Annotated in this window: 12 protein-coding genes; 3 read left to right on the top strand and 9 right to left on the bottom strand. The window is 60.7% G+C overall.

Annotated features, from left to right (window positions below; genetic code table 11):
- Window positions 1–8 precede the first annotated feature (8 nt).
- Together ACIQAL_RS29730 and prlC are read right to left on the bottom strand one after the other, a co-directional pair.
- Window positions 9–296 carry a YheV family putative zinc ribbon protein gene (locus ACIQAL_RS29730; RefSeq protein ID WP_166593850.1) on the bottom strand — a complete coding sequence of 96 codons (288 nt, stop codon included), beginning with the start codon at window positions 294–296 and terminating at the stop codon, window positions 9–11.
- Entirely contained in the window at window positions 293–2380 is a 2088-nt protein-coding gene (gene prlC, locus ACIQAL_RS29725) for an oligopeptidase A (RefSeq protein WP_401151872.1), read from the bottom strand. The genes ACIQAL_RS29730 and prlC overlap by 4 nt, the downstream gene beginning before the upstream one ends.
- Window positions 2381–2456: 76 nt before the next feature.
- On the opposite strand from prlC, the gene ACIQAL_RS29720 reads away from it, so the two are divergent.
- The 3 genes from ACIQAL_RS29720 (at window position 2457) to ACIQAL_RS29710 (ending at window position 5203) form a co-directional block, all read left to right on the top strand.
- Window positions 2457–3002, top strand: a complete 546-nt coding sequence (locus ACIQAL_RS29720) for a gamma carbonic anhydrase family protein (RefSeq protein ID WP_401151870.1) — start codon at window positions 2457–2459, stop codon at window positions 3000–3002.
- A gap of 182 nt (window positions 3003–3184) precedes the next feature.
- Window positions 3185–3838 (top strand): HAD family hydrolase, encoded by a 654-nt coding sequence (locus tag ACIQAL_RS29715; protein ID WP_401151867.1) that lies wholly within the window; start codon window positions 3185–3187, stop codon window positions 3836–3838.
- 126 nt (window positions 3839–3964) lie between these two features.
- A complete protein-coding gene (locus ACIQAL_RS29710) occupies window positions 3965–5203 on the top strand; it encodes a nucleoside recognition domain-containing protein (protein WP_341961192.1) in 1239 nt (412 codons plus the stop codon).
- Here ACIQAL_RS29710 and ACIQAL_RS29705 read toward each other — a convergent pair.
- The 7 genes from ACIQAL_RS29705 to ACIQAL_RS29675 form a co-directional block, all read right to left on the bottom strand.
- Window positions 5176–5826, bottom strand: coding sequence for an ABC-type transport auxiliary lipoprotein family protein (locus ACIQAL_RS29705; RefSeq protein WP_401151864.1), 651 nt, complete (start codon window positions 5824–5826; stop codon window positions 5176–5178). The two genes, ACIQAL_RS29710 and ACIQAL_RS29705, sit on opposite strands and share 28 nt — an antisense overlap.
- Window positions 5823–6761 (bottom strand): MlaD family protein, encoded by a 939-nt coding sequence (locus ACIQAL_RS29700; protein ID WP_401151998.1) that lies wholly within the window; start codon window positions 6759–6761, stop codon window positions 5823–5825. Before ACIQAL_RS29700 ends, ACIQAL_RS29705 begins: the two co-directional genes overlap by 4 nt.
- Window positions 6761–7567, bottom strand: a complete 807-nt coding sequence (locus tag ACIQAL_RS29695; RefSeq protein WP_401151862.1) for an ABC transporter ATP-binding protein — start codon at window positions 7565–7567, stop codon at window positions 6761–6763. Before ACIQAL_RS29695 ends, ACIQAL_RS29700 begins: the two co-directional genes overlap by 1 nt.
- Entirely contained in the window at window positions 7564–8733 is a 1170-nt protein-coding gene (locus tag ACIQAL_RS29690) for an MlaE family lipid ABC transporter permease subunit (RefSeq protein WP_401151860.1), read from the bottom strand. The genes ACIQAL_RS29695 and ACIQAL_RS29690 overlap by 4 nt, the downstream gene beginning before the upstream one ends.
- A 10-nt stretch (window positions 8734–8743) precedes the next feature.
- Window positions 8744–9919, bottom strand: coding sequence for a DUF5924 family protein (locus tag ACIQAL_RS29685; RefSeq protein WP_401151858.1), 1176 nt, complete (start codon window positions 9917–9919; stop codon window positions 8744–8746).
- A gap of 120 nt (window positions 9920–10039) precedes the next feature.
- Window positions 10040–11422 carry a M16 family metallopeptidase gene (locus ACIQAL_RS29680; RefSeq protein WP_401151856.1) on the bottom strand — a complete coding sequence of 461 codons (1383 nt, stop codon included), beginning with the start codon at window positions 11420–11422 and terminating at the stop codon, window positions 10040–10042.
- A 67-nt stretch (window positions 11423–11489) separates the two neighbouring features.
- Window positions 11490–13133, bottom strand: coding sequence for a Na/Pi cotransporter family protein (locus tag ACIQAL_RS29675; RefSeq protein ID WP_401151853.1), 1644 nt, complete (start codon window positions 13131–13133; stop codon window positions 11490–11492).
- Between the last annotated feature and the right edge of the window lie 232 nt (window positions 13134–13365).

The following is a 13365-nucleotide window of genomic DNA, read 5'->3' as shown; positions in this document are numbered from 1 at the left end:
GAAGAAGACTACTGAGGATCTACCGGCTTCTTGAGCTTCGGATTCGGGAAGAACTGCACCCCTTGCACCTTCGGATCCGCCGGTTTCACCGCAGGTTTGTTGACCCGCGTGCCCAACTCTTTCGGAATCGACTGCCCTTGCGCGTTCAGCGTGTCGGAGTACCCGCAATTCACGCATTCGCGGTGCGGGACGTCGTCTTCGCTCCACATCATCAACTTGTCAGGTTCGCTGCACGCCGGGCAAACCGCCCCGGCGATGAAGCGTTTTTTTGTAATCACGTGCGGTGTATCGGTCATGCTGCCGCGTCCTCGCTCAAGCCGGAATGGCGCAAGAGTGCGTCAATCGAAGGCTCGCGTCCGCGGAAGTCGACGAACAGCACCATCGGCGCCTGCGAACCGCCACGGGCCAAAATCGCCTCGCGGAACGCGCGACCAGTTTCGGCATTGAGCACGCCGTCTTCTTCGAACTTGGAGAAAGCATCCGCAGACAACACTTCGGCCCACTTGTAGCTGTAGTAACCCGCTGCGTAACCGCCCGCGAAAATGTGCGCGAAGCTGTTCGGGAAGCGGTTGTACGCCGGTGGACGCATCACCGAAACCTCGTCACGCACGCCTTCGAGCACTTGCAGGGTGGTGCGACCATCACCGTGGGTAGCGTGCAGTTCGAAGTCGAACAGCGAGAATTCCAGCTGGCGGACCATCATCAGGCCGGACTGGAAGTTCTTCGCCGCGAGCATTTTTTCCAGCAGATCCTGAGGCAGCGGCTCGCCGGTTTCGTAATGACCGGAGATCAGCGCCAGGCCTTCCGGCTCCCAGCACCAGTTTTCCATGAACTGACTTGGCAGCTCGACCGCATCCCACGCCACGCCGTTGATGCCCGACGCGCCCGCGTGTTCGACGCGGGTCAACAGGTGGTGCAGGCCATGGCCGAACTCGTGGAACAGGGTAGTCACTTCATCGTGGGTCAGCAGGGCTGGTTTGCCCGAATCCGCCGGAGTGAAGTTGCACACCAGATTGGCGACCGGGCTTTGCAGCGAGCCCGCCGAGGTGCGCCGACGGTCACGGGCGCCGTCCATCCACGCGCCGCCGCGCTTGTTGGCGCGGGCATAGAGGTCGAAGAAGAAGCGGCCGACATGCTGGCCGTTTTCCTTGATTTCGAAGAGGCGAACGTCCGGGTGCCAGGTGTCGAAACCTTTCTGCTCGGCGATTTCGATGCCGTACAGTTTTTGTACGATGGCGAACAGGCCGCTCAGCACTTTGTCGATCGGGAAGTAGGCGCGCAGGGTTTCCTGGGAAACGCTGTAACGCTGCTCGCGTAGCTTCTCGCCGTAGAAACCGCTGTCCCAGCTTTGCAGGTCCGGGCAGCCTTGCTCGGCGGCATAGGCCTTCAGCTGTTGCAGGTCCTGTGCGGCGAACGGCTTGCTGCGCTTGGCCAGATCGCGCAGGAAGCTCAGCACCTGATCGCTGGATTCAGCCATCTTGGTCGCCAGGCTTAACTCGGAGAAGCTGGCGAACCCCAGAAGCTTGGCGAGTTCCTGACGCAGATCGAGGATCTGTTCCATCACCGGGCCGTTATCGTTCTTACCGGCGTTCGGGCCTTGGTCTGACGCACGAGTGCAGTACGCAGCGTAAACTTCTTCACGCAGCGCACGGTCCTGGGCATAGGTCATCACCGCGTAGTAGCTCGGGAATTCCAGCGTGATCAGGTAGCCGTCGAGGTCTTTGGCCTGAGCCGCAGCGGCCATTTGCGCCTTGGCCGAATCGGTCAGACCGGCGAGGGCAGCCTCATCAGTGATGTGCTTGGTCCAGGCCTGAGTCGCGTCGAGCAGTTGGTTGGAGAACTGGCTGCCCAGCTCCGACAGCTTGCTCTGCACTTCGGCATAGCGCTTCTGCTGCTCGGGCGGAAGGTCGATGCCCGACAGGCGGAAATCACGCAGCGAGTGTTCCAGAATGGTTTTTTGCGCAACGTCGAAACCGGCAGCTTCCGGGCTGTTCGCCAGGGCTTCGAAGGCCTGGAACAGCTCACGGTTCTGGCCCATTTCGGTCGAGTACGCGCTCAACGCAGGCAGGCACGACTCGTAGGCTTCGCGCAATTCGGCGCTGTTGCGCACGGCGTTGAGGTGGCTGACCGGGCTCCAGGCGGCGCCCAGACGATCATTCAGTTCGTCCATCGCCAACACCAGGCCAGCCCATGTAGGCTGCGTGCCTTGCTTGGCGAGGATGTCGGCAATCGCGGCGCGGTTGTCGGCCAGAATCTGGTCAATGGCAGGTTTTACGTGCTCGGCGCGAATCGCCGAGAAAGGTGGCAGGTCGTAGGATTGCAAAAGAGGGTTGTTCGCGCTCACGGTTTGGCACCTTGGCTGGAAGAAACACCCGAGCATCTTAATTACAATCGGCGCTGACCGCAGCTATCTAACAGGGATAGCCTTGCTATCAATGCCAGAGAAGGAGCCTATCGTGGCCATTCGCACGTTCCAGAGTCACACGCCAGCCCTTGGCGAACGGGCCTTTGTCGATCATTCGGCGGTTGTCATCGGCGATGTCGAAATCGGCGCCGACAGTTCGGTCTGGCCGCTGACGGTGGTTCGCGGCGACATGCACCGCATCCGCATCGGCGCACGTACCAGTGTTCAGGACGGCAGCGTGCTGCACATCACCCATGCCGGGCCGTTCAACCCGGACGGTTTTCCGCTGCTGATCGGCGATGAAGTGACCATTGGCCACAAGGCGATGTTGCATGGCTGCACGGTGGGTAACCGCATTCTGATCGGCATGGGCACGACCATCATGGACGGTGCTGTCGTAGAGGATCAGGTGATTATCGGTGCGGGCAGTCTGGTGCCGCCAGGCAAACGTCTGGAAAGCGGATTTCTGTACGTGGGCCGTCCGGTGAAACAGGTTCGCCCGCTGACGGAAAAGGAAATCGCCTTCTTCCCTTATAGCGCGACCAATTACGTGAAGCTCAAGGATCAGCATTTGGCTGAGGGTTTCGACAAGCCTTGATTGACAACGTCAATGTCCCTGAACACTGATTAACCTGTGGGAGCGAATTCATTCGCGATACGTCGGTACAGCCAAAAAATATCTATCGGCCTCTCGCGAATAAATTCGCTCCCACAGGGTTGTGTGGTCCCACAGGGTTCGTGCGTCACCAAGCGATTCACTTCACGCTTTTGAGAGACGACATGCATTACCAGAATATTCTGTTCGACCTGGACGGCACTCTGACCGATCCGCGCGAAGGCATTACCCGCTCGATTCAGTTCGCCTTGAGCAAACTGGGCATCGACGAACCTGACATCACACAGCTTGAACACTTCATCGGGCCGCCGCTGCTTCAGCAATTCATGCGCGCCTATGACTTTGACGAGGCGAAGGCCTGGCAGGCGGTGGGGTTCTACCGCGAGCGCTTCAAGGTCACCGGGCTGTACGAAAACCTTGTGTTCGATGGCGTGTTCGAACTGCTCGACCTGCTGTCGGATCAAGGCCGCACGCTGTTCATCGCGACGTCCAAGCCGTGGGTGTTCGCCCATGAGATCGCTCGCCATTTTGACTTCGCCCGGCACTTCAAGCTGATCTACGGCAGTGAGCTGGACGGCACCCGGACTGACAAGGTCGAGTTGATCCGGCATGTGCTGCACGAGGAAAAGCTCGACCCCAAGCAGACCTTGATGATCGGCGACCGCAAGCACGATTTGATCGGTGGCAAACGCAACGGGCTGGATGTGGCGGCGGTGGGGTATGGGTTTGGCAGTCGGGAGGAACTGGCGGCCGAAGCGCCGACGTTTCATTTCGAATCGTTGAAAGCACTGCACGAAGCGTTTCTCAATTCCCGGTAAGGCTGCGTAACGGATAACACCGCAGAAGCGCAATCTCGGCAGCCAGAGGAATCGGCAAACAACCAGAGGTTTGTTGTTTGCGCCCCCGCCGCTATCATCCCTCGCATCTTGCGAGGGGATTGACTGATGCTTAACGGCCTATGGCTTGGTTTTTTTGTGGTCGCAGCCATTTCCGCGCTGGCGCAATGGCTGGTGGGAGGGAACGCCGGGATCTTCGCCGCGATGGTCGAAAGCATCTTCGCGATGGCCAAGCTCTCCGTCGAGGTCATGGTTCTGCTGTTCGGCACCCTCACCCTCTGGCTCGGCTTTCTCAACATCGCTGAAAAGGCGGGAATCGTCGATTGGCTCGGTAAAGTCCTCGCGCCGCTGTTTCATCGTCTGATGCCCGAAGTCCCTCGCGGCCACCCGGCTTTGGGCCTGATCACCCTCAACTTTGCGGCCAATGCGCTCGGTCTGGACAACGCGGCAACGCCCATCGGGCTAAAGGCCATGCGCTCGTTGCAGGAACTGAACCCCAGCCAGACCGTCGCCAGCAATGCGCAGATCCTGTTTCTGGTGCTCAACGCCTCTTCCCTGACTCTGCTCCCCGTCACCATCTTCATGTACCGCGCCCAACAAGGCGCGCTCGATCCGACCATGGTTTTCCTGCCGATCCTGCTGGCCACCAGCGCTTCGACCCTCGTCGGCCTGCTCTCGGTGGCGTTCATGCAGCGACTGCGTCTGTGGGACCCGGTGGTGCTGGCTTATCTGATTCCCGGCGCGCTGCTGTTGGGCGGTTTCATGGCGATCCTCGCCGGTTTGTCTGCCACGGCACTGTCGAGCCTGTCGTCAATCCTGGGCAACGTCACGCTGTTCGGCATCATCATGCTGTTTCTGGTGGTCGGCGCGCTGCGCAAGGTCAAGGTGTACGAAACCTTCGTCGAGGGCGCAAAAGAAGGCTTCGACGTGGCGAAAAACCTGCTGCCGTATCTGGTGGCGATGCTCTGTGCAGTGGGCGTGTTACGTGCGTCCGGAGCGTTGGACTTGATTCTGGAAGGCATCCGTCATGGCATTCAGTGGATGGGCCTGGACACCCGTTTTGTCGATGCCCTGCCCACCGCGCTGGTCAAGCCGTTCTCAGGCAGCGCGGCGCGGGCCATGCTCATCGAGACCATGAAAACCCAAGGCGTGGACAGCTTCCCGGCGTTGGTAGCCGCAACCATTCAGGGCAGCACGGAAACCACCTTCTACGTGCTGGCCGTTTACTTCGGCGCAGTCGGTATCCAGCGCGCCCGTCACGCCGTGGGTTGCGCCTTGCTGGCGGAACTGTCCGGTGTGATCGCGGCTATCGCGGTCTGCTACTGGTTCTTCGGCTCGGCAGCGTAACGCCGCTGGCCCTGCTCCACGGTCCATTGCAGCACTTGGCCGGTCAGCGTATCGCTGGCCTGTCCGAAGCCCGCTACCACGGCTGAGACGGGCTTGTCGGCCGCCGGCTGATGCACCTCGAAGCGGCGGCTGGCGATGATGCGCTGATGATCATCGACAAGCCGCGCGTCCAAACGAATCACCACGTCGACGGCGGTGCCCCGGTATTCGCTCTGAAACGCCTGCAACTCCCCGCCCAGCTCGAAATCTGCCTGCAAGTTGCTTTCGTCAGTGCTGATCGATTGCACGCGACCATCGCGGTAGAACGCATCGGTCAGCCGGTTGCGCAACAGCACAGGGGCCGGATCGCTCCATCGCGCGCCTTTATAGCTGCTGATCACGTCGCCTTGGGGGATAACCGCGATGCGCGGGCTGTCCAGCGTCTCGCTGGCTTTGGGTCTCGCCACGCGCAATGACCAATCGACAGGGGTCGTGCCCATGCTGGCGGTCGAGGCCGTGGGTAAGCGGTATACGTCTGATGGTTCCTGTTTGGGCAAGATCGAACAGGCCGTCATCGACAAGGCCGAGGACAGCAGCGCACTCGCGAGCAACAGCCGGGTAAAGGAATGACGGGCAAGCCTCATGGCTCGAACTCCTTGTTCTTGTCGCTACCAAGCAGGTAGCCGCTGGGGTTGGCGTTCAGGCTGCGGGAAATCGTCTTGAGCGAGGCCAGCGTTTCACGCAGCTCGCGAATCGCCGGACCCAGTTCACCCAGCCCCTGAAGCCCGCCATCCACCGACCCTTTATTCGCCTTGATCAACTGATTGATGGTATCGGTGCTCTGCTGCAACGACACCATCGCCGCCTGCCCGGTGGCGATGGCCTGTTTGCCATCGACCGTGAACAGAATGTTGGCGTTGCGCATTGCAGTGGATGTCTGATCCAGCGTGCTGCTGGCCTGCTTGCTCAGCGCCAGCAATTGCTTGAGGGTCTGACGAATGTCGTCGCGCTGGTCAGCAATCACCGCCGTGGTCTGCTCCAGATGATCCATGATCTTGGTCAGCGCCTGAACGTTCTTGGACGACAAGAGCTCGTTGGCGTTGTGCAGCAGCGTGTTGATTCCGGTGAGCAGGTCGTTGCTGTCATTGAGCAGACGCGAGATGGGCGACGGCGAGGCAATGATTTCCGGCAAATTGCCGTCTTCGCCCTTGAGCGGTTCGCTCTGGGGCGTGCCGCCGCTGAGCTGAATGATAGACGTGCCGGTGATCCCGGCGAGGGCCAGTTTGGCGAAGGTGTCGCGCTTGATCGGGGTTTCTCCGGCGACGCGAATCTGCGCCAGCACGCGGCGCGGGTCTTGCGGGTCCAGCCGCAGATTGACCACGTCACCCACCTTGATCCCGCTGTACTGCACGGGGCTGCCCCGGGACAGACCGGTGACGGCCTCGTTAAACACCACCTGATAATCCTTGAACGCCGTGTCCACGCTGGACTTGGCCAGCCACAGGCCGAACAGCAAGGCAGCGGCGACCACGATCACCGTGAACAGGCCGATCAAAACGTGATGGGCGCGGGTTTCCATCATGAGACCTCGTGTGGGTGGGTGGCCGCTGCATAGGCCGAGCGGCCGCGCGGGCCGTGGAAGTATTCGTGAATCCAGTCGTCTCTGTAGGCCGACACCTTGTCGATGTTGTCGGCCACCAGCACCCGTTTCTGGGCTAGCACGGCGACCCGGTCGGTGATGGTGTAGAGGGTGTCCAGGTCGTGCGTGACCATGAACACGCTCAAGCCCAGCGCGTCACGCAGGGTCAGGATCAGTTGATCGAAGGCGCCTGCGCCAATCGGGTCGAGCCCGGCGGTAGGTTCATCGAGAAACAGAATGTCCGGGTCCAGCGCCAGCGCCCGGGCCAGCGCGGCACGCTTGATCATCCCGCCGGACAGCGATGCCGGGTACTTATGCGCCGCAGACAACGGCAAGCCGGACAGGGCCATTTTGATGCCGGCGAGATGTTCGGCTTCTTCGCGGCTCAGCCCCGCATGCTCGATCAGCGGCAGAGCAACGTTCTCAGTAATGGTCAACGAAGAAAACAACGCGCCTTTCTGAAACAGCACGCCGAAACGTCGCTCAACCTGCGAGCGCGCTTTGTCCGGGAGATTCAGCAAATCCTGACCCAACACTCGGACATTTCCCTCAGCCGGTCGCTGCAAGCCGACGATGCTGCGCAGCAATACCGATTTGCCACTGCCGGAGCCGCCCACCACGGCGAGGATTTCCCCGCGATAAAGGTCCAGATCGAGGTTTTCGTGCACCACCTGCGGGCCGAAGCGGTTGCACAGGCCGCGCACCTGAATCACGGCTTCGGTGGGTTGAACGCAACGTCGGGTCACCAGCCAATCTCCATGAAGAACATCGCCGCCAGTGCGTCCAGCACGATGACGACGAAAATCGACTGCACCACGCTTGAAGTCGTGTGAGCGCCCACCGACTCCGCGCTGCCCTCGACCTTGAAGCCTTCCAGGCACCCAATCGCGGCAATGAAGAAAGCGAAGATCGGCGCTTTGACGATCCCCACCAGAAAATGCTGCACGCCGATGTCCGCCTGCATCAGCGACAGAAACATCGCGGGGGAAATCCCCAGCGAGAGCGCGCACACCACGCCACCGCCTACGATGCCGCAGATCATCGCCAGAAAGGTCAGTATTGGCAGCGAGATGAGCAAGGCAAGCACGCGGGGCAAGACCAGCATTTCTGTAGGACTCAGCCCCAATGTCTGTAGAGCATCCAGTTCTTCGTTGGCCTTCATCGAGCCGATCTGTGCCGTGAAGGCGCTGGCGGTGCGGCCTGCCAACAGAATCGCCGTCAGCAGCACCGCGAACTCCCGCAGGAACGAGAAGCCGATGAGATCGACGGTGAAGATCGTCGCGCCGAATGCCTTGAGCACCGTCGCACCGAGAAACGCCACCACAGCACCGACCATGAACGTCAGCAGCGCGACGATGGGCGCGGCGTCCAGCCCGATCTGTTCGATGTGGGCGATCACCGACGTGGTGCGCCAGCGCCGGGGACGCAACATCGTCGCGACGAAGGTTTGCAGAATCAGCCCAATAAAACCGAGCAGTTGCAACGTGTCGCGCCACAGCACCTCCACCGCCGAACCGACACGCGCCAGCAGTTGAGTGCCGACGGCGACTTCCGGGTCTTTCAGTGGCTGGCAGTAATCGTGGAGCGCGCTCTGGATCGTCTGCATCAGGGCGCGGCTGGACTCCGGAAGATTGGGAGCCTGAACCGCCAGAAGGCGCAAGCGTTGCGCCCCCAACAACTCGACCAGCAGCGACGCCCCGGCCGTATCAAGCGCGCCCAATCGGCTCATGTCCACGTGAGTTGCGGGGCTGAAACCGTCGCTCAAGGCATCGGTCTGCCGCTTCAGATCGTGATAATGGGCGAGCGTCCAGTCCCCGACTATCCACAGCTGCGTGGGTTGAGTCGAAGTATCCAGTGAGGCGCTGCCCGGTGCCTTGGGCGTGTGGGTAACCAGGTCGGTCGTTGGGGTCATGGGCACGAGCTTAGTTGGTTTTGGCCGGTGCGGGCGAGTTCGATGATGGCTTATCGTCATCGGCCTTGGCGTCATCCGAATCAGACGAACCCAACGTATCTGCATTGGGCTTCAAACCTGCTGGTTTGATCTTTTTGCGAGTCACCGCAGGCTGATCGGTGTCGGTCACCTGGAAGCGCAGTACGCCGATCATCTGGCCATCCTCTGTCAGCACCCTCACCTGCCATTTGCCGAGCACGTCCGGCGGGAAATTCTGTTTGTGTGTCCACGCCCGATAGCCTTCCTTACGTCCGCCGTGAATGTCTAGAGCGATTCGGTCCACTTCTTCGCCGTTGTGGCGCCAAACGTGATAAATCCGCTCGTCCAAACCGCGAGGCGCGTTGATCGAGGTGTAAGCGTAAAGGCCGCTGCTGCGCAGTTGGTTGACGCCGATTTCCTGAATGCTTTCGCCGGGAGTGCGGTTCTGGTTGTCGAACTGAGTGCTCACGGCCACTTCGGTCATCCACAGCGTCGCCGGTGGCACCCACGATCGCAGCAACCAGCCCGCGCCGCCGATGGCCAGCGTCAGGATCACCAAGCCGACGCCGCGCTTCCAGTTGGTGACGGGGAAGCTCGACGCGAGACTCGGAATGGACAGCAGCATGGCGGTCGCCAACGCCAGTTTGTAACTCTCGGCGGTGGTCAGGTGCAGGATGATCGGCAGCGCGGTGAGCATCGCCGCAAACAGCGTCAGGGTGTGCAGCGCCAGAAACAGCCAGCGCCGGGGCGCTAGCCATTTGTAATACAGCGGATCGATGATCGAAATCAGTCCTGCCACGGCTAGCAATCCAGTGAACGCGAGCTGGCCGCTGTTCCAGGTCGTGGTGATGGAAAAGAACGGCAGGACAAAAAACAGACTTTCCTGGTGGATCATCTGCGTGGCGTAGCGCAACAGCGGCTGAGGGATTTCGCGTTTGAGGAGTCTGGCGATAAGCCTGACAGCGCTGTTTTCCACCATCAACCAAAGCCAACTGATCAGCAGGATGATCGCGATCCAGCTGGCGGGCCGTGCCTGGCGATCAACGAGGATGAAGCTGCCAACACCAGAGCAGAACCCGAACAGCGCGATCAGGCCCGGATAGCGTTTAATGAACTCCAGCACGCGCTGTACGAGGGAGTTCTGCATCAGGGCGTTGAGGTCCGGCATTTCGGTGATCACTTTGGCTGTAGGAAAAAATCCTTGGCAGGATACCAATGCTGAGACGTAGCGTTGACTGCTTTTGATTCTGCCGAACGCTACTGGGCCTCCGGCCAAAAGCGATCTTCCTCACAGCGGTCGTTTTTTATACACCTGCCAGCGCCACGCGATCAGCAGCGCGGTCAATACCGCTAACGCGACGCCGATTTCGTACAACTCGTCATAACTGACCAGCGGTTCCTCGATGCGCAGATACCCCGGCTGTGCCAACAGCTGGCGCATGGCCCTGTTCGCCAAATCCAGGCTCACGCCGCGCAGGCGTTTGGTCGGGTCATCGAAGCGGCCGTCGTCGTAATCGTTGATCGCGCCCCAGTAATAGTCCGCCAACGCGCTGTTGCCTTGAGCGGCCCACGCCTCCTTGGCAATCGCCGCCTGCTGCAACCGGGCAAACGTCGCCGGGTCCATGCCATCCTTGCGCAGCCGCTCCAGCATCCCGCGCACAGCACTGACGGCCGCGTCGACGTCATCCCGATCCAGATCGGCGTTCAGGCTGAGAAACCCCGTATCGCCGAAGGCTTCGCGGTCCGCCCATGGGCCGTATGAATACCCCTGCTTCAGACGCAGTTCGCTGTAGAGCGCCCAGTCCAGGTAGGCCTTCACCAAGTCCAGGGTCTCATCGTGCTGGTCGCCCAGGTCCGGCTCGGTAAACAGCAGGTGCAGTTTCGCGCCGTCGCCCAATGCCCCGCGAATCAATGTGCGCTCCGCGTCGGCTTTTTCGGTGATGGTTGCCAGCGGCGGATGCTCGGTCGGGTCCACGGCATTCAGCTGGCCGAAGGTGCGCTCCAGATAGGCGGGCAGTAGCTTGTCGAGGTCACCGACGATGATCAGCGTCATGTTGTTGGCCGCATACCAGTTGTCGTGGATGGACTCGATCTGATCCAGCGTGATGTGATCGACTTCCGGACGCTCAGCGCATTTGAGGCCCAGCTCCACCGCCAATTGACTGCTGGCGCTGTGGCCGAGGTCGCGCTTGTCCAGCCAGCGCTGTAAATGCGAGTAATGCCCGCCGTCTTCGCGCTCGACGATGCGTTTGACCGTGTCCAGATTGGCTTGGGTGATCTGCGTGTGCGTCAGCACACTGATCAGCAGGTCCAGCACCTTGCGCTGGTTTTGCGCGGGCGCCTCGATCACGAACGTGGTGTCGGTGTTGCTGGTGAACGCGTTCCACTCGCCACCCAGTGCCTGCATCTGCTGTTCAAGCCCGCCTTCGCCGGAATCGTCGACGCCGCTAAACAGCAAGTGCTCTAGCAAGTGCGGCAATTCCTTGTCGGCGCAGGGGAAATCATCGAAGCCAATGCCCACGACCAGGCGAATCGACACATGCCCCTTCTCGGCAGGCTTGAGCACCAGTTGCAAACCGTTCGGCAACACATAGCCTTCCACTTGAAAGCGGTCGATCGCCATGGACGGAAGGGATATCAGAAACAGGACAGCGAACAGCAGGCAACGCATAAAAACGGGCTTCCTTGCGGGCCGGTATGTGTAACAGACTGCTGACCGGCCCCGGCGTTCACCGCGATTACTCTGGCTGGCTTTCGCTGGACAAGGCGCCAGTGTTTGAGGTTTCGAGGACGACATAGGCGCTGCTGCAGAACAGTGAATTGAGTCGTTTCATGTCGGCGATCAGCTCAAGGTGTAACGAACTGGTCTCGATACTCTGCACGATTTTACGTTGCAGTCTGCTGACATGGGCATGGGCCAGGCGTCGCTCCTGTGCCCGGAAACGACGTTTCTCGCGCAGCAATTGACGAGCACTTTCCGGGTCGCCGCTCAGGAACACCGACAGGCCCAGACGCAAGTTGGCCATTAATTGTTCGTGCAGACCGGAGAGTTCTTCCAGTCCCACGTCGGAAAACGACCGGCGTTGCGACGTCTTCTGCTGCTGCACCTTGCGCAGCATACGCTCGATCAGGCCGCTGGCCAGTTCGAGGTTGATCGCCAGCTCGATGATTTCGGCCCAACGGCGGTTGTCCTGATCACTCAAGTCTTCGCGGGGCATTTGCGCCAGGTACAGCTTGATGGCGTTGTACAGCACCTCGACTTCATCGTTGAGGCGGCGGACTTCTTGGGTGACCGCTGTCTGGTTACCGCGCAGCACCTCTTGCATCGCATTGAGCATGCTGTCGATCAGATCGCCCATGCGCAGGGTTTCTCGCACGGCATTGGCCAGCGCCAGGCTCGGCGTTGCCAGCGCGGTCAGGTCCAGATGACGAGGCTTGTTTTGACCGTTGACCTCAGCCGCTTGAGGGAGGAGCGACGCGCACAGTCGCCCCATCGGGCCCACCGTGGGCAGCATGATCAGGCAGCGCAGCGAGTTGTAGATCACGTGAAAACTGATGACCAGGCTCGACGGGCTGGCGTCCAGCGTTTCCATCCAGTGCACCAGCGGTGTTAGCACGGGGAAGATCAGCAGCAGGCCGATCAGTTTGTACAGCAGGCTGCCCAGCGCGACCTGACGCCCGGCGACGTTCTGCATGCTGGTGCTGAGGAAGGCCAGCAGTCCGCTGCCGATGTTGGCGCCGATCACCAGACCAATCGCGACCGGCAAGCCGATGATTTCAGCGCCTGCGAGCGTGGCGGTCAGCAGGACGGCGGCCAGGCTGGAGTAGGAAATCAGCGCGAACATCGCGCCAACCAGGGCGTCGAGCAGCAAGTCGCCGGTCAGCGAGGCGAACAGCACTTTCACGCCAGCCGCTTGGGTGATCGGCGCGGCGGCAGTCACGATCAGCTGCAATGCCAGAATGATCAGGCCCAGGCCGATCCCGACGCGGCCGAGCTGACCGACGCGGGTCTGTTTGCGCGACAGGAAGAAGATCACGCCGAGGAAGATCAAAAGCGGCGAGAGCCACGACAGGTCGAACGTCAGGATTCGCGACATCACGGCCGTACCGACGTCGGCGCCGAGCATGATCGCCAAGGCCGGCGTGAGCCCCATCAGGCTTTGGCCGACGAAGGACGTCACCAGCATGGCGGTGGCGTTACTGCTTTGCACCAAGGCGGTGACGAGAATCCCGGCGACGAAGGCCAGCGGGCGTTTGGACATGTTCTGGCTCAGCACGCGGCGCAACTGCGTGCCATAAACGCGCAGAATGCCAGTCCGAACGATGTGCGTGCCCCAGATCAACAGCGCTACGGCGGAAAGCAAATCGAGCAGGGTCAGCATACGGAAAGCCCCCTGTTGGTTGCCCGGCGGGCCAGACTGGCCGGCACTCATGGGCAAAAGATTGAAAGTGCAGCGTGTAGCGAGCGAAAGCGCGTGCCCATCTGACGTGGTCAGCACACTCAACTAAAGCTTTTAGTCGGCTTGAAGCCTTAATGCCAGCATGGCACAGACGATTATTTCTTGAAACAAATCTGTCACAAATCAGCCGTTTGGCAAGTCGTCCGCAATACGA

The organism is Pseudomonas sp. NPDC088368, assembly GCF_044753445.1.
Lineage (GTDB): Bacteria > Pseudomonadota > Gammaproteobacteria > Pseudomonadales > Pseudomonadaceae > Aquipseudomonas > Aquipseudomonas bambusae.
The sequence above is the reverse complement of the archived record's forward strand: the minus strand, read 5'-3'. Positions and strand labels throughout refer to the sequence as shown.